Origin of the sequence: Cupriavidus sp. UGS-1, assembly GCF_021213615.1 — a bacterium.
Classification (GTDB): domain Bacteria; phylum Pseudomonadota; class Gammaproteobacteria; order Burkholderiales; family Burkholderiaceae; genus Cupriavidus.
In genome coordinates this window covers 186511-206292 of sequence record NZ_JAJQJF010000008.1, presented here as the reverse complement: position 1 = coordinate 206292, position 19782 = coordinate 186511, and the positions used below count along the sequence as shown (strand labels likewise).

General features: G+C 69.7%; 20 protein-coding genes. 7 read left to right on the top strand and 13 right to left on the bottom strand.

The features are described 5' to 3' along the window. Nucleotides 1-335 precede the first annotated feature (335 nt). The 5 genes from LRR16_RS13190 to LRR16_RS13170 form a co-directional block, all read right to left on the bottom strand. Nucleotides 336-1586 carry a VanZ family protein gene (locus LRR16_RS13190; protein WP_043438033.1) on the bottom strand — a complete coding sequence of 417 codons (1251 nt, stop codon included), beginning with the start codon at nucleotides 1584-1586 and terminating at the stop codon, nucleotides 336-338. Between the two features lie 61 nt (nucleotides 1587-1647). After that, entirely contained in the window at nucleotides 1648-2274 is a 627-nt protein-coding gene (locus tag LRR16_RS13185; RefSeq protein ID WP_023263811.1) for an ABC-type transport auxiliary lipoprotein family protein, read from the bottom strand. Between the two features lie 29 nt (nucleotides 2275-2303). Next, entirely contained in the window at nucleotides 2304-3263 is a 960-nt protein-coding gene (locus LRR16_RS13180) for an MlaD family protein (protein ID WP_006579623.1), read from the bottom strand. After that, nucleotides 3263-4129, bottom strand: a complete 867-nt coding sequence (locus tag LRR16_RS13175; protein WP_232206196.1) for an ABC transporter ATP-binding protein — start codon at nucleotides 4127-4129, stop codon at nucleotides 3263-3265. Before LRR16_RS13175 ends, LRR16_RS13180 begins: the two co-directional genes overlap by 1 nt. Beyond that, nucleotides 4126-5250, bottom strand: coding sequence for an ABC transporter permease (locus LRR16_RS13170; protein WP_006579621.1), 1125 nt, complete (start codon nucleotides 5248-5250; stop codon nucleotides 4126-4128). Before LRR16_RS13170 ends, LRR16_RS13175 begins: the two co-directional genes overlap by 4 nt. A gap of 129 nt (nucleotides 5251-5379) precedes the next feature. Between LRR16_RS13170 and LRR16_RS13165 the strand changes: the two genes are divergently transcribed. Continuing rightward, nucleotides 5380-6294, top strand: a complete 915-nt coding sequence (locus LRR16_RS13165; protein ID WP_052511289.1) for a biotin--[acetyl-CoA-carboxylase] ligase — start codon at nucleotides 5380-5382, stop codon at nucleotides 6292-6294. Further along, nucleotides 6291-7166: a type III pantothenate kinase gene (locus LRR16_RS13160; RefSeq protein WP_232206195.1), complete on the top strand. Its 876-nt coding sequence runs from the start codon at nucleotides 6291-6293 to the stop codon at nucleotides 7164-7166. Before LRR16_RS13165 ends, LRR16_RS13160 begins: the two co-directional genes overlap by 4 nt. A 44-nt stretch (nucleotides 7167-7210) precedes the next feature. Here LRR16_RS13160 and rfaE2 read toward each other — a convergent pair whose 3' ends face one another. The 7 genes from rfaE2 to LRR16_RS13125 form a co-directional block, all read right to left on the bottom strand. Continuing rightward, nucleotides 7211-7705: a D-glycero-beta-D-manno-heptose 1-phosphate adenylyltransferase gene (rfaE2, locus tag LRR16_RS13155; RefSeq protein WP_043440088.1), complete on the bottom strand. Its 495-nt coding sequence runs from the start codon at nucleotides 7703-7705 to the stop codon at nucleotides 7211-7213. Between the two features lie 25 nt (nucleotides 7706-7730). Continuing rightward, nucleotides 7731-8594 carry a hypothetical protein gene (locus LRR16_RS13150; RefSeq protein ID WP_006579757.1) on the bottom strand — a complete coding sequence of 288 codons (864 nt, stop codon included), beginning with the start codon at nucleotides 8592-8594 and terminating at the stop codon, nucleotides 7731-7733. Between the two features lie 174 nt (nucleotides 8595-8768). Then, nucleotides 8769-9971: a patatin-like phospholipase family protein gene (locus LRR16_RS13145; RefSeq protein WP_232206213.1), complete on the bottom strand. Its 1203-nt coding sequence runs from the start codon at nucleotides 9969-9971 to the stop codon at nucleotides 8769-8771. 47 nt (nucleotides 9972-10018) lie between these two features. Next, nucleotides 10019-11047 carry a PhaM family polyhydroxyalkanoate granule multifunctional regulatory protein gene (locus LRR16_RS13140; RefSeq protein WP_232206194.1) on the bottom strand — a complete coding sequence of 343 codons (1029 nt, stop codon included), beginning with the start codon at nucleotides 11045-11047 and terminating at the stop codon, nucleotides 10019-10021. A 67-nt stretch (nucleotides 11048-11114) separates the two neighbouring features. Continuing rightward, complete coding sequence (locus LRR16_RS13135) at nucleotides 11115-11990, bottom strand: enoyl-CoA hydratase/isomerase family protein (protein WP_232206193.1); 876 nt, start codon at nucleotides 11988-11990, stop codon at nucleotides 11115-11117. Between the two features lie 188 nt (nucleotides 11991-12178). Further along, entirely contained in the window at nucleotides 12179-13162 is a 984-nt protein-coding gene (locus LRR16_RS13130; RefSeq protein WP_006579914.1) for a fumarylacetoacetate hydrolase family protein, read from the bottom strand. An 87-nt stretch (nucleotides 13163-13249) separates the two neighbouring features. After that, complete coding sequence (locus tag LRR16_RS13125) at nucleotides 13250-14290, bottom strand: tripartite tricarboxylate transporter substrate binding protein (protein ID WP_232206192.1); 1041 nt, start codon at nucleotides 14288-14290, stop codon at nucleotides 13250-13252. A gap of 256 nt (nucleotides 14291-14546) precedes the next feature. Between LRR16_RS13125 and LRR16_RS13120 the strand changes: the two genes are divergently transcribed. From LRR16_RS13120 to LRR16_RS13105, 4 genes are all read left to right on the top strand, one after another. After that, on the top strand, nucleotides 14547-15380 hold the full coding sequence (locus LRR16_RS13120) for an IclR family transcriptional regulator (RefSeq protein WP_006580140.1): 834 nt from the start codon (nucleotides 14547-14549) through the stop codon (nucleotides 15378-15380). Next, nucleotides 15340-16434, top strand: a complete 1095-nt coding sequence (locus LRR16_RS13115) for a DUF3108 domain-containing protein (protein ID WP_370646804.1) — start codon at nucleotides 15340-15342, stop codon at nucleotides 16432-16434. Before LRR16_RS13120 ends, LRR16_RS13115 begins: the two co-directional genes overlap by 41 nt. A 214-nt stretch (nucleotides 16435-16648) precedes the next feature. Beyond that, nucleotides 16649-17455, top strand: coding sequence for a 3-oxoadipate enol-lactonase (pcaD, locus tag LRR16_RS13110; RefSeq protein ID WP_064574892.1), 807 nt, complete (start codon nucleotides 16649-16651; stop codon nucleotides 17453-17455). Nucleotides 17456-17755: 300 nt separating this feature from the next. Continuing rightward, nucleotides 17756-18013 carry a DUF3567 domain-containing protein gene (locus tag LRR16_RS13105; protein WP_006579976.1) on the top strand — a complete coding sequence of 86 codons (258 nt, stop codon included), beginning with the start codon at nucleotides 17756-17758 and terminating at the stop codon, nucleotides 18011-18013. 105 nt (nucleotides 18014-18118) lie between these two features. Here the strand turns inward: LRR16_RS13105 and LRR16_RS13100 are convergent, their stop codons facing one another. After that, nucleotides 18119-18511: a rhodanese-like domain-containing protein gene (locus tag LRR16_RS13100; protein ID WP_006579975.1), complete on the bottom strand. Its 393-nt coding sequence runs from the start codon at nucleotides 18509-18511 to the stop codon at nucleotides 18119-18121. Nucleotides 18512-18678: 167 nt separating this feature from the next. Between LRR16_RS13100 and LRR16_RS13095 the strand changes: the two genes are divergently transcribed. Beyond that, on the top strand, nucleotides 18679-19773 hold the full coding sequence (locus LRR16_RS13095; protein ID WP_023263508.1) for a homocysteine S-methyltransferase family protein: 1095 nt from the start codon (nucleotides 18679-18681) through the stop codon (nucleotides 19771-19773). Nucleotides 19774-19782 lie beyond the last annotated feature (9 nt).

The following is a 19782-nucleotide window of genomic DNA, read 5'->3' as shown; positions in this document are numbered from 1 at the left end:
GCCCTGGACTTGCGCGGCGGGTCGAACGGCTGTTGCCTGTGCCGATTTGCCACTTAAACTTCGTACGTTGCAGACAAGCGCGGACGATTGTAGAGGTCGTCAGTATGACGGCAGCCTCGACAGGTGGGCTCCTCGAGTCCGGGGTCTGCAACACTTCCTCCAACGCCCCCGATACAAGCACGATTTGAAGGGCGATCTCTGCTCAGTGCTGCGATGACGCGCCGACATTCGCGTTGGCTGCCGAAACAGTCGCAGGCTGCTGCCGTCTTCCGGTTCTGGAATATGTGAAAACGGTGACGTCGCAGGAAGGGCAATGGGGGACAGCGCGACGTCGTCTAGCCGTCTGCCCGCGGCGCCCCGCGCTGCCTCCGCCGCTCCCTTCGCCGCGTGAGCCCGAACTGCTCGACGCGCCAGGCCAGATAGCAGAAGGCCAGAAACGGCCACAGCCATCCGAGCCATTGGGCCAGGCCGTTGAAATGGACGAAGCGGCCGAGCCGCCAGCCCTGTTCGGAGACCCAGGCATAGGGATTGGGCGGCAGCACGTTGGTCAGGATCACCAGCGTCAGCAGCGCGCTCATCGCCAGGATGCCGCGCAGCGGACGCGGCAGGCGCACCAGCAGCACCAGCGCCAGCGTGCCGGTCACCAGTGCGTAGCGGCCGCCTTCGGACAGCCAGTTGAAGGCGTTGTCGGCGGGAAACTGCAGTTCGGCGGCGAGCCCCTTGAGCAGCAGCGTGGCGGCCAGCAGGCCGGCGAGGATGCGCAGCGTCGGGGCCTGCCGGCGCATTGCCACCGAGGCGAACAGGCCGGTGCCGACCCACGCGCAGCCGGTTACCAGCGATTCGAGCAGCTGGTGCTGCTGCATGTCGTCGGGGCGCAGGCCGATGTCCTCCTGCAGCCGCAGGAAGCCCGGAAACACCCACTGCACCAGCTGCATCGGCCACGACTCGGGATTGGTCAGCCATTGCCGCACCAGCCCGCCCATGCCGAACAGATGCTCCTGCGGAAAGATCTGCGCGAACGGCCACAGCAGGATCAGGATGATCGCGAAGCTGGCGTGCGACTCGAACCAGGCGATGCGCAGGCGCCGCAGCGTGCCGCGATCGATCATCGCGCTGGCGAACGGCGCCATCATCGTGCCACCGAGCAGCGCGCCCAGCGCATTGGTCATCAGATCGATATTCGATGGAATGCGGTTCGGCAGCCAGGTCTGCAGCGCCTCCATCGCGCCGGACAGCACGATGCCGGCAGCGAACGCCAGCAGCGCGGCGCGCGCGCCCGTCACGCGCGGATGCAGCGACAGCACCACCAGCGCGCCGAACGGGCAATAGCCCAGCACATTGGTCAGCAGATCGAAGTCGGTGATGTAGCGCGGCTTGGGCGCGTTGAGGAAGGCCCACGGCGAGATGCCGTTGTCGGTCCAGCCGGTGAACGGATACAGGCTGGCGTAGATCATCAGCAGCGTCAGGCACAGCAGGCCGAAGCGCGCCAGCGGCGAATGGCGCAGCATGGCCGCGTTCTCCGGCGGCACCGCGCCGAGGCGCGGGTCCGGAGGAACGGGAGACGGTGGCAGGTCGTGCTGTTTCATGATGCTGCTTGCGGGCGTACCGGCCCGGCGTACCGGCTGGCGTACCCGCTGATGTATCGGCTCATCGTACCGGCAGCGTCGCCACCCAGTCGATGATCGCCGCGATCACGGCATCGGTGCTGCCGGCCAGCGCGCGCACGCCGCCGGCGCCGTCGGCGCTAGGGGCGGGCTGCTCGGCGGTGAAGGTCTTCTGGCCGACCATGCCGTTGCGCATCACGGTGGCGCGCACCTGCACCACGCCCCGGCTGCTGTCGGCGCTGTCGAAGACCTGCTCGAAGTCGACGATATCGACCTTCAGCGCGGGCGCCTGCGTATCCCCGGCCCAGGTCAGTTCGCCGCGTGCCGACACCGCTTCGCGCAGCCGTTCGTCGAACAGCCGCACCGGCGACATGATCCAGCGCTGCGTCGCATAGGGCTGCAGGCGCTCGGCCTGCGCATAGCGCAGCCGGTAGTGGATCGCGTTGCCGTCCAGCCAGGACGGGCCATCGGTGGACAGCACGCGCAGCCGCGGCAGCGTCTTGCCCTGTGCCGGCGAGGCGGCCGGCGGGCCGAGATCGTAGGTCGTGCTGTGCGGCGTGGCCGGCAGCAGAGAGCAGCCGGCCAGCAGCGAGGCGGCCAGCATCGCGCCGGCGCCCGGACGCAGCAGCGCGGAAAGGTTGGCGAGGCGGGACAGGACGGCGTCGGTCATGGGCATCGGTTCCCGGTGCAGGATTGGATTCACGGTGCGGTCCCCGCCGAGGGCGCGCTGAAGCCGTCCTCGCCGGGACCCGGCGGGGTCGCCGAGCCGCCGAACAGCACGCTCTGCGGCCGCTCGTTGAACTGGCCGGCGGCGCGGTCCAGGCTGCGCACCGTCTGCCGCGCGTCGCGCGCGAGGCCGTTGAGCTGCGGCAAGGTCTGGTCGTTCAGATTGTTGGCCGCGTGCTCGACCGAGCCGGCCGCGGCGCGCAACTGCTGGCCGACGCCGTCGACCGTGCGCATCAGCGTGCCGTCGGGGCTGCCGAGCTCGCGGGTCAGCTGTTGGGTCGACTTCAGCGTCGCATTCAGGTTCGCGGTTACCTGCGGCAACTGCCGCGCGGCCGGTTCGATCGCACGGGCCACGCGCGCATAGTCGTCAACGCCCTCCTTGATCGAGCGGATCGTCGTCATCAGCTCGCGCCGGTTCTCGCCCTGGAACATGTCGTTGAGCGAGGCCATCAGCGATTCGACCTGCGTCAACAGCGAGTCGCCGCGCCGCTCCAGTTCCTCGAAGAAGCCCGGCCGCATCTGGATGCGGGCGACCGCGCGCGGCGAGGTCTCCAGCGGCGGCGACGGCGCGGTGCTGCCTTCCTGCGCGGCGGTATCGTCCAGCTGCACGTAGGCGATGCCGGTCACGCCCTGCAGGCCCAGCGTGGCATAGGTGGTGCGCGTGATCGGCGCCTCCTTGTCGACGCTGATGCGCACGATGATCTGCCCCGGCACCGACGCATCGAAGCGGATCGACTCGACCCGGCCCACCGTCAGGCCGCGGTACTTGACGTCCGCCTGTGGCCCGAGCCCCGTCACGGTCGAGCGCGTGACCAGGTCGTAGGGCACGCGTTCGGTGTGGTCGGTGCCGAACCAGAACAGCGCGAACAGCACCAGCACGGCCAGGCCGATGGTGAACACGCCGGCGAGAAAGGCGTTCGACTTGTTTTCCATCACGACTCTCCAGCGTGGCCGGACACGGCCGCCACGTCCGATGCAGGGTGGGCGCCGCCGGGCAGCGCGCTGAGCGCACGCTGGCCGCGTTCGCCGAGAAAATATTCGCGGATGAAGGGATGGTCGATCTTCACCAGCTGCGGGATCGGCAGCGCCGCCAGCACCTTGCGGTCCGCCAGCACCGCGACGCGGTCGGACAGCGCGACCAGCGTGTCCAGATCGTGCGTGACCATCACCACCGTCAGCTTCAGCTCGCGCCGCAGTTCGCGGATCAGCGCGACATAGTCGTCCGATGCCATCGGGTCCAGGCCCGCGGTGGGCTCGTCCAGGAACACCAGTTCCGGCTCGAGGGACAGCGCGCGCGCCAGCGCCACGCGCTTGATCATGCCGCCGGACAGATCGGCCGGCATCTTGTCGGCGTCGCGCGCCGACAGGCCGACCAGTTCGAGCTTGAGCAGCGACGCCTCGCAGATCAGATTGTCGGGAAGGCAGCGAAGTTCACGCAGCGGCAGCGCGATATTGTCGATCACCGACAGCGACGAGAACAGCGCGCCGCGCTGGAACTGCATGCCCCAGCGGTTGCGCATCCATTGCAGCCGCGCGGGGTCGAGGCCGGCGAGGTCTTCGCCGAACAGCCGGATGGTGCCGGCGGTGGGGCGCTCCAGGCCGACGATCTGGCGCAGCAGCACGGTCTTGCCGGTGCCCGAGCCGCCGACGATCGACAGCACCTCGTCGCGATAGACCTCCAGATCCAGGCCGTCGTGCACGACGGTATCGCCGAAGCGCTTGACCAGGCCCCGTACCTCGATGATCGGCGTGCGACCCCGTTGCACCGTGTCGCGGCCGGTATCGACGATCGCCGTCATATGCCGACATCCTTGAACAGGATCGCGAAGATCGCATCGGCCACGATCACCACGGTGATGGCGGTGACCACCGACGCGGTCGTGCCTTCGCCCAGGCTCTGCGTATTGGGCTTGATGCGCAGGCCGAAGTGGCACGCGGTCAGCGCGATCAGCATGCCGAAGGCCACGCCCTTGCCCAGGCCAAGCCACAGGTTGGCGACCGGCACCGCGTTGGGCAGCTCGCGCAGGAAGAACACCGGGCTCAGGCCCAGCTGCATGTTCGAGGCCACCATGCCGCCGATCAGCGCCAGCAGCGCGGTCCAGGCGACCAGCAGCGGCATCGCCACCGCCAGTGCGATCGCGCGCGGCATGATCAGCCGGAAGCTGTGCGAGATCCCCATCACCCGCATCGCGTCGAGTTCCTCGGTCACGCGCATCACGCCGATCTGCGCGGTGATTGCGGAGCCCGAACGGCCGGCCACCAGGATCGCGGCCAGCACGGGCCCGAGCTCGCGGATCACCGACAGGCCGAGGATATTGACGATGAAGACACTGGCGCCGTAGGTGCGCAGCTGGTTCGCCAGCAGATAGGCCAGCACCACGCCGATCAGGAAGCCCACCAGCGCGGTGATGCCCAGCGCCTTGTAGCCGATGCTGTAGACGTTGGCCGAGATCTCGCGCCACGGGCCGCGCCGCGGCGCGGCGGCGAAGCGCAGCAGGTCCAGCGACAGCTGGCCCAGCATCGCGACGCCGTTGCCGAGCTGCGAGAACAGCGACAGCATCGACGCGCCGAGCAGCGTGACCGGGTTGAAGCGGTCGACCATCCGTTTTTTCCAGCCGTGCCGCCGCACCGCGGCGATCCGCTCGAACGCGCGGCGCTGGCCGTCGGTGGCCTCGAGATGGGCCGGAAAGCGCTCGCCCCAGGCCTGCCACAACAACTGCGCGCCGATATGGTCGAGCCGGCCGATGCCGCCCAGCTGCCAGCGCGCCGTGCCGGGAACGAGGGCCTGCAGCTGCCGGCGCAGGTCATGGGCGCAGCGCTCCTGCGCCAGCGACAGCGCGGTCCAGTCTCCCTGCAACTGCACGGCGGCGGTGCCGTCCTGTTGCGTGACAGCGATGTCCGGCTTCGTATAGCGTTCCAATGGCTGACCGATGTAAGGTGCGAAAGCCGATTTTAAGCCACGCGCCGGCGGGCGCCAAAGTGGACGCGGCTACAATGCGCATGGCCCGATATCGTCGGCCGCCGCCGATTTGCTGCCTCCTCCGCCCGCATGACCGCCGCCCCCACCGATTTTTCGGCCGATTCCTCCGCCGATCTCCCCACGCCTTCCCTCTCGTTGCCGCCTGCCTGGCGCATCGATCCGGTACGCCTGCGGGCCGCACTGGTCGAGGACGCGGCGCAGTGGCAACTCGAGATCGTGGACGAGACCGGCTCGACCAACGCCGACCTGGTTCAGGCCTGCCGGCGCACGCCGTGGGCCGAGGCAGACATGCTGCCGGCCGGCATGCTCCGGCTCGCCTACCGGCAGACCGCCGGACGCGGGCGCCAGGGACGGCCCTGGCAGGGCCAGGCGGGCATGACGTTCTCCGTCGCGCTGCCGCTGGCGCTGCCGCCGGCGCGGCTGGCCGGGCTGAGCCTCGCGGTCGGGCTGGCGCTGGCCGAGGCGCTGAACGACGTCGACGCGCGGCTGGGCAAGGCGGTCGGCCTCAAATGGCCGAACGATCTGCAGATCGACGGCCGCAAGCTGTCGGGCATCCTGATCGAGTCGGTGCCCGCGGGTCCGCAGCGGGTATGGGCCGTGGTCGGCATCGGCCTGAACCTGGTGCGCGATGCCGCGATGGAGGCCGCGCTCGGACGGTCTCTGGCAGGCGTCACCGAATGCATGGACCGATTCGATCCGAAGCATGGGCCGACCGATCTGCTGGCCGCGGTGCTGAACCGGCTGGCCGCGATGCGGATCGCGTTCCTTGCCGACGGCTTCGCGCCGATGGCGCGGCGCTGGTCGGCGCGCGACGCCTATCGCGACCAGCCGGTGCGGCTGCTGCACGACGGCGCGGTGCAGGCCGAGGGCATGGCGCGCGGCGTCGATGGCGAAGGTCATCTGCTGCTGGAGACGGCAAGCGGGTTGCAGCGGATCGCCTCTGGCGAACTGTCATTGCGGCCTGCCGGCGAGGGGACGCGATGAGCGCGAACCACGATGCGCAAGCCAAGGCGAGCGGCACCGTGCTGCTGATCGATATCGGCAATACGCGCCTGAAGTGGGCCTGGTGCAGGGCGGCCCCGCTCGGTGCCGCGCCCACCGGCGCGCTGCCGGTGCCGTGGCGCGCGGGCGGCGCCGGCGTCCATGAAGCGCTGCCCACGCTGGCGGCGGACTGGCGCCAGCTGGCCGATGCCGAAGGCGCACCGCGCGGTGTCTGGATCAGCAACGTGGCCGGCCCGGTCATTGCGGCCGAGGTCGACGCCTTGCTGGCCGATGCCTTCGGCACTCCGCCGGCGGTGCACTGGGCCCGCGCCACCGCGTCGCACGGCACGCTGGACAACGGCTATCGCGAACCGAGCCAGCTGGGCGTCGACCGCTGGATCGGCGCCATCGGCGCGCGCCACCATCTGCCCGACGGCCATCTGCTGATCGTCACGGCCGGCACCGCGACGACGATCGACGTGGTGCTGGCTCCGGATGGCAGTGGCAGCGGCGAAGGCACGCCAGCGCGCTCGCGCTTCGCCGGCGGCATGATCCTGCCGGGCCTGGCGCTGATGATGGGATCGCTGGCGCGCAATACCGCGCAGCTGCCCGCGGTCGAGATTTCCGAGGCCCAAGCCGCCGCGGCGTGGGCGGACAACACCCGCGACGCGATCGCCGCGGGCTGCCTGGCGGCGCAGGCTGGCGCGATCGAACGGGCCTGGAGCGCGCTGACGCGGCGCGGTCCGGCCCGCTGCCTGCTGTCGGGCGGCGCGCGCGAGGCGCTGGCGGGCGCGCTGACGCTGCCGTTCGAGCGGCACGAGAACCTGGTGTTGCTGGGTTTGTCGGTGATGGCCGCGCAGCAGCGCGCGATTTGAAGGCCCACGCCGCTCGATGGGCGTGAGACCGGCAGCGGGCGGCCTCAGCCGCCTTGCCGGACCTTGTGCAGCAGCTTGGTGGTCGAGCGGTCGTGCAGGAAGGGGATCGCGTGGGCCTGGCCGCCCCAGCCGCGCACCAGCCGGGTCTCTTCGAGCGTATCGATGTCGTAGTCGCCGCCCTTGACGTAGATGTCGGGGCGTACCAGCCGGATCAGCTCGACCGGCGTCTTCTCGCCGAACATCAGCACCAGGTCGACCGATTCGAGCGCGGCCAGCAGCGCCATGCGGTCGGCCTCGCCATTGAGCGGGCGGTCGTCGCCCTTGCCCAGCATCCGCACCGAGGCATCGCTGTTGACGCCGACCACCAGGCAGGCGCCAAGCTGGCGCGCCTGGGCCAGATAGGTGGCATGGCCGCGATGCAGGATGTCGAACACGCCGTTGGTAAACACCATCGGGCGCGGCAAGGCCGCCAGGCGCCGTTGCAGCGCCTGGGGATCGTCGGTCGAGGCGAGCTTGGCCTCGAAGGCCGGAGGGGACAGCGTCATCGCAAGGACGGCGCCGGCGTCAGGCTTCGGCGGCGGTGGTGCCGCCATTGGCCTGCAGCCGCGCGTTCAGTTCCTTGCGATAGCGGTTCAGGTCCTGCACGGTCTCGAAGGTGCGCTCGAACAGCAGCGACATGTTGTGCAGGATGCGTTCGATGACCTTCTTCTCCCAGCCTTCGTCGAAGCGGATCTGCTTGTCCAGCCAGTGCTCGAGCCAGTCCGGGTCGGGCAGGCGCGACTGCACGGTGTCGTTCGGGAACAGCGCCTTGTTGACGTGCAGGTTGGTCGGGTGCAGCGGCTTCTCGGTGCGGCGCGCCGACGCCATCAGCACGCCGATCTTGGCGAAGGCCGAGCGCGCGTTGTCGCCGAACTGGTTCAGGTACTTCTTCATGTAGCGCAGGTAGGCGCCGCCATGGCGCGCCTCGTCCTGCGACAGCGTGCGGTAGATATGCTTGATCACCGGCTCGGTGTGCCATTCGGCGGCACGGCGATACCAGTGGTTCAGGCGGATTTCGCCGCAGAAATGCAGCATCAGCGTTTCGAGCGGCGGCGCCGGATCGAATTCGAAGCGCACGGCGTGCAGTTCTTCCTCGGTCGGAACCAGATCCGGGCGGAAGCGGCGCAGGTACTCCATCAGCACCAGCGAATGCTTCTGCTCCTCAAAGAACCACACGCTCATGAACGCCGAAAAGTCGGAGTCGTGGCGGTTGTCGCGCAGGAACATTTCGGTGGCCGGCAGGGCGGACCACTCGGTGATCGCATTCATGCGGATGGTTTTCGCCTGATCGTCCGTCAGCAGGCTGGCATCGAAGGAATCCCAGGGGATGTCCTTGTCCATATGCCATCGGACCGCTTCCAGCGATTTGAACAGTTCGGGGTAGAGCATGGTAAGCCTTTGAAATTACGGGCAGATTCTACCAGATGCGAATCATTCCTATAGACCTTTTGCTGGCCGTTCGCAAGTTGCCGTGCGACCGGTTCGATGCCGCCTCCCAATGGCGGACCGGGCAGCAGCCTGCCACAGTCAGCTGTCGCCACTGTGAAAACCGCGAAAACGGCGTCAGGCCAGCGCCGAGGCGGGCGGGGAGCCTGCCTCGCTGATCGCCGGCGCGCTGCTCGCGGCCGGCGTGCCGGGGATCACGCCATAGAGGAAAGCGGCCAGTTCGTCGCCCTGCGCCTGCGCATCGCGCTCGCCGAGTGCGATCAGCGCCTGCGTGAACTCGGGCTCGAACAGCAGGTAGCTAGCAAATGCCGCGCCTTTCGCCTCGGTGCCGCCCAGCGGGGCCAGCAGCGCGCGCACGGTGCGGGGCAGCCGCTTGACGTGTTCGATCGCCAGCGCCTCGATCGGCTCGCTCGGCGCGATCGTCATCACCTGCACCGGCCGCCACCCTTCGCGATCGTTGGCGATCTCGGGCATGCGCGAGAGCAGCGTGTTGATGTGCTGCAGCCGCTCGAGGTCGGTCGACAGGCCGTCCAGGAAGATGCTGGCCAGCGCCTGGCCGCCGACCTGCGCCAGCGACGGATAGCCGCCCGCCGGCACGGTGTCGTACCAGCCGGCGCGCGGCGCCGAGGCCGCGCCGATGGCCAGGATGCGCGAGGCGCCGAGGTGGATCGCCGGGGACAGCGGCGACATCTGCCGCATGGTGCCATCGCCGAACCACTCATGATGGCCGTCCAGCTCCAGCGGCGTGGCGGGAAACAGGAAGGGGATCGACGACGAGGCCAGCAGATGGTCGACGCCGATGCGCGCCTCCACCGCCAGTCGCTGGCTGCGGCGCCAGGGCTGGATGCGGCGGTGCGACTGGTAGAAGGTCACGTGCCGGCCGGTCGAATACGACAGCGCGGTGATCGCCAGTGCCTGCAGGTGTCCGGCGTCGAGGCTGGCCTGCACGCGCTCGGGATCGAACAGTTCGCTGAGCAGGCTGTCCAGCGGCTTGTTGTCGAACAGCGCGCGCGGCGCGTGCTGCAGCGCCCAGCCGACCGCCAGCGCCGACAGCCAGCGTGCGCCCGAGATGCCGACGCGCAGCACGTCGGTGCGGTAGACGTCCTCGGCATGGATGCTGGACCACAGCGCGGCCAGCGTTTCGGTGGCGCGATCGAAGTCGCCGGCATCGATCGCCAGGCCAGCGCCGTTGATCGCGCCGGCCGAGGTGCCGCAGACCACGTCGAAGGGATTGCGCGTCCCCACGCCATGGCGGGCGGCGATGCGCGCGATGCCGCGCAGCACGCCGGCCTGGTAGGCGGCGCGCGCGCCGCCGCCCATCAGGATCACCGCGGTGGTCTTGCTCGCTGCCAAGGCGCCTCCGGGTGTCAGTGTCCGTTGTTGGCCTTGCCACGGCGCGCGGGCTTCGCGCTCTTGCCGGCCGGCGCCGCGCCATTCGAGGGGCCATTCGAGGGGCCATTGGTGGCGCCGTTGGTGGCGGCATTGGTGGCGGCATTGGTGGCGCCATTCGTGCCGGCATTCGCGCCGGCCTTCGCACCGCGGCCTGTCCCGCCCGTGGTGCCGTCGTTTGCCGCGCGTGCCGCCCTGCTGCCCGCGGCCTTCGCCGCCGTCCTGGTGCGGCCCTTGGCCGTTGGCTTCGCGGAGCCCTTGCCGGACTGCGCCGGCTGTTCCGGTTCGCTCGCGCCCGCGGTACCCGCCTGGCCGCTGCCCTGGGCCGCCGCGCCGGTGCCCGCCTGGCCGGCGCCGAAGGCGCCCAGATTGTTCAGCGACGCGAGGCTCGCGGCGGCGGCGCTGCTGGCGATCTGGTTGAACTGCTGCTGCAGCATGTCCCACCACAGATTGGCCTGCGGCGGGGGCGAGGCATTGGCGGACTGCGATGCGCTGGCTCGTTGCGCGCCGGGTTCAGGCGGCGCTTCGTGGTCCGGCGCAGCCTGGTCGCCATCCTCGTCCTGATCCGGCGTCGCTTCCATCTCCGCCATGTCCGCCAGATCGCTCGGATCGATGCCCTCCGCGCCCGCCGCCGGCTGGGCGGGGGGCGCTGAAGCCGGACGCCGCGGCGGCGCCGCGCTCGGGGCGTTGGCCGCGCGGGCGACGTTTTCCATCGCGCTTTGCAGCGCCTCGGGCGACAGCGCCTCGCCGACCGTCTTCAGCGCGACCAGCGTCGCGCGCTGGACCTCGAGCCCCTGGATCGTGGTCCGCAGCAGGTTCGCGTTCAGCTGCAGCCAGCTTTCGACCGCCTTCAGGTCATGGATGCGCTTGTCGACCTCGTCCAGATCCATCGGCGGCGTCATCGCCTGCAGGCCCGGCATCAGCCCGGTCGGCATGCCCGCCGCGTTGCCCCACATCTTGCGCAGAAATTCGAAGCCGTCGTTGAAATCGGGTATCTGTCCAAACATGGTCTGTGCTCCGCGGTGGGGCCATCGTCATTGGGGGCGCGCTGCCTGTCCGGCTGCACGCTCCGGCTTACCCGCCGAAGCGCGGCGGCCGTTTCTCGCGCAGGCTGGCCACGCCTTCGCGGACATCGGGTCCGGCGAAGCCCATGAACTCGAGCGCCAGCGAGGTATCGAAGGCGGGCCCGGCCATGCGCAGCCAGTTGTTCAGCGCGTACTTGGTCCAGCGGATCGCGCTCTGCGATCCTTCGGCGAGCCGGTTGGCGATCTCGAAGGCCTTGGCCACCAGCTCGCTCTCGTCGACCGCCAGCGAGACCAGGCCGATGCGCTCGGCTTCCTCGCCGCTGACCGACTCGCACAGCATCAGATAGTACTTGGCCTTCGCCATGCCGCACAGCAACGGCCAGACGATCGCGGCGTGGTCGCCCGCGGCAACGCCCAGCCGCGTATGGCCGTCGACGATGCGCGCGGTGCGCGCCGCGATCGAGATATCGGCCAGCAGGCCGGCGACCAAACCCGCGCCGACCGCGGGACCGTGCATCGCCGAGACCACCGGCTTGTCGCAATTGATCACGTTGTAGACGAGGTCGCGCGCCTCGTGCCAGACGCGCGAGCGGGTCTCGAAATCGTTGGCCATGTCCTCGACCAGCGCCAGGTCGCCGCCGGCCGAGAAGCCCTTGCCCTCGCCGCGGATCAGCGCGACCCGGATCTCGGGATCGGCCGACACATCGCGCCAGATCTCGGCCAGCTCGCGGTGCATGTTGGCGTCGGCGGTGGCCAGCTTGCGATTGGCCGATTGCTGCGCGCCCATCACGATTTCGAGAATGGGGCCGTGCTGGCGCAGCGTCAGCGCCTGATAGCGGTCGTAGCGCGAGGAAGGGGCGGTGCCGGTAGTGGCGGGATCAGTGGCTGGATCGGCGGCTGGGGTGGCGGCTGGGGTGGTGGACATCGCGGGTGGGCTCCTGGCGGGTGGAGGAAGGCGCGGCAAGCCGCCGCGCGCACCCGGCAGGGGGAAAATCGCCGCCCGCTGAAGGCCTGCGCGAATTCCCCAACCGGGCGGTCGGGGAATTATAGGCTGATCGCCGCGGCGATCGGCCGCCAGCTGCCGTCAACTGGCGCCAGCTGCCGAGCCCGCGCTCAGGCCGGCGCCGCCACCACCTGGTCGATCGCGCCAAAGATCGAGCGGCCCTGGGCGTCGAACATCTCGATCTTGACCGCGTCGCCGTACTGCATGAAGGGCGTCACCGGCGCGCCGCTCTCGATCGTTTCCAGCGTGCGCTTCTCGGCGATGCAGCAGTAGCCCTTGCTGCGGTCGACGTTGGAGATCGTGCCCGAGCCGACGATACTGCCGGCCCGCACATTGCGCGTCTTGCAGATGTGGGCGATCAGCTGGCCGAAATCGAACACCATGTCGGTGCCGCAGTCGGGCCAGCCGACCTTCCTGCTGTTCCACCAGACCGTCAGCGGCAGATGGACCTTGCGTTCGCGCCAGGCGTCGCCCAACTCGTCGGGCGTCACCGCGACCGGCGAGAACGCGGTGGCCGGCTTGCTCTGGAAGAAGCCGAAGCCCTTGGCCAGTTCGGCCGGGATCAGGTTGCGCAGCGACACGTCGTTGGCCAGCACCAGCAGCCGGATGCCCTCGGCCGCCTGCTCGGGCGTGGCGCCCATGCGTACGTCGCCGGTGATCACCGCGACCTCGGCCTCGAAGTCGATGCCCCAGGCCTCGCTGGCGCAGACGATGTCGTCGCAGGGGCCGAGCAGATCGTCGGCGCCGCCCTGGTACATCAGGGGGTCGGTCCAGAACTCCGGCGGCATCTCGGCGCCGCGCGCGCGGCGCACCAGCTCGACGTGATTGACGTAGGCGGAGCCGTCGGCCCACTGGTAGGCGCGCGGCAGCGGTGCCATGCATTGGCGCGGATCGAATGCGAACGGATGCCGGGCGCGGCCGGCGTTCAGCGCGTCGTACAGATCCTGCAGCTGAGGCGCGAGGAAGTGCCAGTCGTCCAGTGCGGTCTGCAGCTTGCCGGCGATGTCGGTGGCATAGTGCGCGGTCTTCAGGTCGCGCGACACGACCACGAGCTGTCCGTCGCGCGAGCCGTCCTTCAGGGTGGCCAGTTTCATCGGGATTCCTGCATCAAGAACGACGCCGGCATGGCGCCGGCGTCCGGATGGGGGATGGCGCCGGCTGTGCCGGCCGCCGCGAGGCCGTCAGTCTACCGTGATGCCCTTGGCCTTGATCAATTTGCCCCAGCGCTCTGCCTCGCCGCGCGCATACTGCGCGAACTCGTCGGGCGTGCTGGAGACCGGCTCGACGCCGATGCCCTCGAAGCGCTTCTGGACCTCGGGCTGCTTCAGCGCCTTGACCAGCTCGGCGTTCAGCCGGCTGACCACCGGCTGCGGCGTGCCGGCCGGCGCGACCACGCCCTGCCAGGCATAGGCCTCGAAGCCGGCGACACCGCCCTCGGCCACCGTCGGCACCTGCGGCAGCGCGGCCAGGCGCTTCGGCGTCGCGCTGCCGAGCGCGCGCAGCTTGCCGCCGAGCACATTCTGCTGGCCGGCCGCCAGATCGAGGAACATCAGGTCCACCTGGCCGGCCAGCAGATCCTGCACGGCGGGCGCCGCGCCCTTGTACGGCACGTGGGTCATGCGGATGCCGGTCTGCTCCATGAACAGCTCCATCGCCAGGTGGTGCGGGCTGCCGGCGCCCGGCGAGGCGAAATTGACCTTGTCCGGGTTCTTGCGCGCGTAGTCGACCGCCTCCTTCAGCGTGCGCGCCGGGAAGTTCGGATTGGCGACCAGGATCAGCGGGAAGCGGGCGATCATGCCGACATGGACGAAGTCCCTGGCGGGGTCGTACGGCAGCTTGCGGTACAGCGACGGATTGGCGGCCAGCGTCGCGGTGTCGGCGGTCAGGATCGTGTAGCCGTCCGGCTTGCTGTGCGCGACGGTGTCGGCGCCGACGATCGTGGCCGCGCCCGGCCGGTTGTCGATCACCACCTGCTTGCCCAGCGCGGGCGAGACCGCCTGGGCCAGCGTGCGCGCCACCACGTCGGTGCCGCCGCCGGCCGGATAGGGCACGACCCAGCGCACCGGCTGGCTCGGCCAGGCAGGCTGCGCCGCGGCCGGGCGAGGCAGGGCGGCGGCGATGGCCGCCAGCGCGCCGGCGCTCAACACGGCGGCGTTCAGCAGGCGACGCAGGATCGGCAGGGAAAGGCGCGCGGTGGGCGCAGCGGCGAGCGGGGCTGGCATGCGGGTCTCCGGGATGTTGTTGTACGGGCGTGGTGCCGGTTCGGCGTGGTCGGGCACGCCTTGCGCAGTCTAGCGACGGATTAAAAACTGGTAAATCGATTTCGCTATAGTAAATTTACGGATCGAGGCGTAGCGCGACGTGACGGAATCGAACTATATTGCCGCGCTTGCCTGCCGCTCGTTTGGCAAGGCGCCGCATGCCGGCGCGGCAAACGCGCCCTGATTCCCGTCCATCCCGCCCGTCCCGATTCGACGCATGACCGACCTAGAAGAAGACGACGCCAAGCTGCGCACCGGCATCCAGTCCATCGAAGTGGGCTTCCAGCTGCTCAAGGCGCTGGCCGCGTCGCCGCGCGCGATGATGCTGCGCGACCTGGCCGCCGCGGCCGACATGAATCCGGCCAAGGCGCATCGCTATCTGGTCAGCTTCCAGCGTCTGGGCATGGTCGCGCAGGACCCGGTCAGCGGCCGCTACGACCTTGGCCCCTTCGCGCTGCAGCTGGGGCTGGCCGGTCTGAACCGGCTCGATCCGGTCAAGAAGGCGCGGCCGATCCTGTCCCAGCTGCGCGACGACATCGACCAGACCGTCGGCATCGCGGTCTGGGGCAACCACGGCCCGACCGTGGTGCACTGGGAGGAGTCGAGCCATCCGGTCACCGTCAGCCTGCGCCTGGGCGACGTGATGCCGATGCTCAATTCGGCCACCGGACGGCTGTTCGGCGCCTATCTGCCGCGCCAGCAGACGCTGCCGCTGATCGAGCGTGAGCTGAACGAGCGCCGCGACGACAATCTGCCGGACCTGCCGCGCTCGCTGGCGGACTACGACGCGGTGTGCGCCGACGTGCGGGCGCACGGCGCGGCGCGCACGCTGGGCGGCGTGCTGCCCGGCATCAACGCGATCTCGTTTCCGGTATTCGATGCCAGCGGCCATGTCTCGATGGCGCTGATCGTGTTGGGCGCGCAGACGGTATTCGATGCAGAATGGGGCGGAGCGATCGACCGCCAGGTGCGCGGGATCGCACACCGGATCTCGACGGAGCTTGGATATCTTGGCGGGACCCCGCCGACCGGAACCGCCGGTCACGCCTGACGCAAAACGCGCGCGCCGCCTGCGCTGGGCGGTCGCGCTGGCCGTCGTGCTGATCGCCCATGCGGTGGTGCTGATCGGACTGGTGCGGATGCCCGGCCCGCTGATTCCGCTGGACGCGGTCGACACGCCGGCCCTCGAGGCGATCCTGCTGCCGCCCAAGCCCGTTGCCGTGGCACCGACCCCGCCGCCGCGTCCCCGCCGTCCCCCTCCCAAACCCGCTCCCGCGCCGGCTGCCACGCCGGAACCTGAACCCGCTGCCGAACCGGCGCCTGGTCCGCCGGCGCCGACCGAAGCGCCGCCGCTGGCGACCTCGCCGGGCGGTGCGGGCAGCGTCGCGGCCGGAGGCGGCGCGGGCGGGACGGGCGGCACGGGTACGGGTCCGGGTTCGGCCCCGGCGCCGGCCCCGGCCGATGCGCTGCGCTACGCCGCGCCTCCGTCGGCGACGCTGCGCTACGCCAGCTTCGTCAACGGCGTCGAGAACCCCGACGGCACCATCCGCTGGCAGCACGGCGGTGGGCGCTACCAGCTGTCGGTCGAAACCCGCATGCTGTGGTTCCGCTTCGCTTTCCACAGCACCGGCGCGCTGGGCGAGCAAGGGCTGGCGCCCGAGCGCTACGTCGAGGAGCGCCGCAAACGCAGCCAGGTGACGCGCTTCGACCGCGCCGCCAACGCGATCGTGTTCGAGTCGCGCGGCGGCCAGGCGCCGCTGCCCGACGGCGCGCAGGACCGCTTCAGCGTGTTCCTGCAGCTGGTCGGCCTGGTGCGCGGCAATCCGCAGCGCTATGCCGCGCCGCGTGTCACCGAGACGTTCCAGGTCGCCGACACCAGCGATGTCGAGCCGATGCGGGTCCAGTATGTCGGCGAGGAGGACATCGAGACCGGCGCGGGGTTTGTGCGCGCCAAGCACTTCATCCGCCTGCCGCGGCGCGCGGACGACCGCCGCCGCGTCGAGGTCTGGCTGGCGGAATCGGTCGGCTGGATGCCGGTCAAACTGCGGCAGACGGAGCCCGACGGCACGCAGATCGATCTGGTACTGCGCGGCGCCGAGCCCTAGTCTGGAAGGATCGGAGCCGACCGGCGTGCCTGCCGCGACGCTCCCGCGCGATGCGTCGCCGCCGACCCACCCCGACAGGAGGACACCGATGACCGACACCTTGCCGCCCACCGCCACGCCTGACGCGGCTGCGGGATCAAGCCCGGGATCAAGCCGGGAATCAAGCGCGGGCTCCAGCTCCGCCGCCCACCCGCCGGCCTCCGAAACCCATCGCGTGATCGCCGGCGACGTGACGCTGCACGCCCGCATCGACGGCACCGAAGGCCCGTGGGTCGTGCTGTGCCACGGCCTGGCCTGCGATCACACGCTGTGGGATGCCACCGCGGCCCATCTGGCACCGCGCTATCGGGTGTTGCGCTACGACCTGCGCGGCCACGGCCGCAGCGACGCGCCGGTCGGGCCCTATTCGATGCTGCGCATGGCCGACGACGTGGCCGCGCTGATGGACGGACTGGACGTGCCGCAGGCGCATTTCGTCGGCATTTCGCTGGGCGGCATGATCGGCCAGACGCTGGCCGTGCGCTATCCGGAGCGGCTGCACTCGCTGACGCTGGTGGACACGGTCTGCCGCACCCCGCGCCAGGCCCATCCGATGTGGCACGAGCGCATCGGCCATGTGGAGGCACACGGGATGGCCGGAGTGCTTGATGCGACGCTCCAACGCTGGCTGACCGCCCCGTACCGGGCCGCGCACCCCAATCAGGTCGAGCGGATCCGGCAGATGGTGCTCGCCACGCCGGTCCGCGGCTATGTCGGCGCCTGCCTGGCGATTCTTGGCTTCGACCAGGCCGATGCGCTCGCCCGCATCCATTGCCCGACGCTGGTGGTGGTCGGCGACAAGGACCAGGGCTGTCCCGTGGCCGACTCCAGGGCCATTGCCGATGGCATCCCGGCCGCCCAGTTCGAGGTGCTGCCGGACGCCGCCCATTTGTCGCCGATCGAGCAAGCGGAGCGGTTTCATGCCGTTCTCGACGCTTTTCTGTGCAAGGCGGCATGCGGGGCACAGTGCGACACGCCGTGAGCGTCGCCGGACCTGTCGAGCGGTCGTTCCGGCGGCCTTCGTAGGCGTCGAGTACACGCTTCGTAGGACAAACCCTCTTTTCGGCAGAGGAAACGAACTTGCCGCCTCGGGGACGGCTCCAACCTGATGAGCGGGCGCAACGGCAACGGGCACCACGCCAGCGCCCAGCGAGGCATGCGCTTGAAAAGCGTCTTCATGCCCTCAGCTTGGAGGTGAAATCGCGGAAGGAAGCCGGCGCTCCCACCGGCTGCCGCAAGAATCAACAAACCTTCCGCCCGTCCCATAGCCCGGAGGTGCGCCATGCAAATGATCTATAACAGCGACAACTACTGCATCGTGGAGTTTGGTGCCGACGTCGAGCATGCCCCCCTTGCCTCCGGCGGTTACGAGATCGTCGACAAGAACATGAAGCGCGAGATCTTCCTTGGCGGCCAGTTGGCCGAGCATTTCCGCGCCGATGTGCAACGTCTGATCGAGAGCGAACCGTCCGTGGAAGAGGTCGACGAATTTCTTGGCAAGTTCGATACGGTAATGACGCACTCGCTGGCGATGCACTGACGACGCACCGCTGCTGCAAAAAACCCGCGCCACGGCGCGGGTTTTTTTATTGGGGACGCGCATGCGGTGGGGGTCGGCACGCCGCCGCCCCGCCCGGCCGGTCCCTCAGTACTGTTCCCACGGCAGTCCTTCGAAGCGCCAGCCGTTGACCGTATTGCGGTGCCGCTGCGCGTCCAGATCGCCCTCGAAGCCGTGCAGCACGTTATAGACGGTGGTGAAGCCGGCGCCTTCGAGCGCCTGCGCCGCGGCCGTCGAGCGGTTGCCGCTGCGGCAGATCAGCAGCACCGGCCGCGCCGACGCCTGTCCAGCCAGCTTCTTGACCGCCTGCACGAAGTGCGGATTGACCTCCCAGTCCGGACCGTCGTTCCACGGCACGTTCAGGGCACCGGTCGGATGGCCGACGAACAGGTATTCCATCTCGCTGCGGCAGTCGATGAACAGGGCGTCGGGGTGTTCGGCCAGCAGGGCCTGGGCCTCTTGCGGGGCAAGGTGTTGCATGTGGTGTCCGGCGGTGCCGGTCGGTGGGTCGATCTGCCCGAGTGTAGGCGCGGGCAAGGAAGCCCGGCAAGGGCCGGCAAGATGCCGTAACTGATAAAATCGACCACTTTTCCCGCATCACCGAGGCCAGTGAAGCCATGAGCGCTGCAACCATTGAATCGTCCGGCATGGCGTCCGCCAATGCATCGGGCTCGCAGGCAGGCCCGCAGGCCGGTCCCCCGGCGCGGCCGTACACCCGCGCCGCGCAACTGCCGCGGCTGCTGCGCGAGCGCATCCTGATCCTGGACGGCGCGATGGGCACCATGATCCAGCGCTACAAGCTCGGCGAGGCGGAATACCGCGGCGAGCGTTTCGCCGCGCATCCGGTCGACGTCAAGGGCAACAACGAACTGCTGCTGCTGACCCGCCCGGCGGTGATCCGCGAAATCCACGAGCAGTACCTGGCCGCCGGCGCCGACATCATCGAGACCAATACCTTCGGCGCGACGCGCGTCGCGCAGGAGGACTACAAGATGGCGGACCTGGCCTACGAGATGAACGTGGCCGCGGCCCGGCTCGCGCGCGAGGCCTGCGATCGCTACAGTACGCCCGACAAGCCGCGCTTCGTCGCCGGCGCCTTCGGACCGACGCCGAAGACCGCCAGCATCTCGCCGGACGTCAACGACCCGGGCGCGCGCAACGTCAGCTTCGAGGAGCTGCGCGATTCGTACTACGAGCAGGGCAAGGGTTTGCTCGAAGGCGGCGCCGACGTGTTCCTGGTCGAGACCATCTTCGACACGCTGAACGCGAAGGCCGCGCTGTTCGCGATCGACCAGCTGTTCGAGGACACCGGCGAACGGCTGCCGGTGATGATTTCGGGCACCGTCACCGACGCCTCGGGCCGCATCCTGTCGGGCCAGACCGTCGAGGCGTTCTGGAACAGCCTGCGCCACGCGCGCCCGATCACGTTCGGCCTGAACTGCGCGCTGGGCGCGACGCTGATGCGGCCGTACATCGCCGAGCTGGCCAAGCTGTGCGATACCGCGATCTCGTGCTACCCGAACGCGGGACTGCCGAACCCGATGAGCGATACCGGCTTCGATGAGACGCCGGACGTCACCTCGTCGCTGGTCGACGAGTTTGCCGCCTCGGGGCTCGTCAACCTGGTCGGCGGCTGCTGCGGCACCACGCCCGAGCATATCGCCGCGATCGCGCAGCGCGTCGCCAACCGCAAGCCGCGCGCCTGGCCCGGCCAGTACCGCGACGAAGCGGCCGCGGCCTGACCGGCAGCC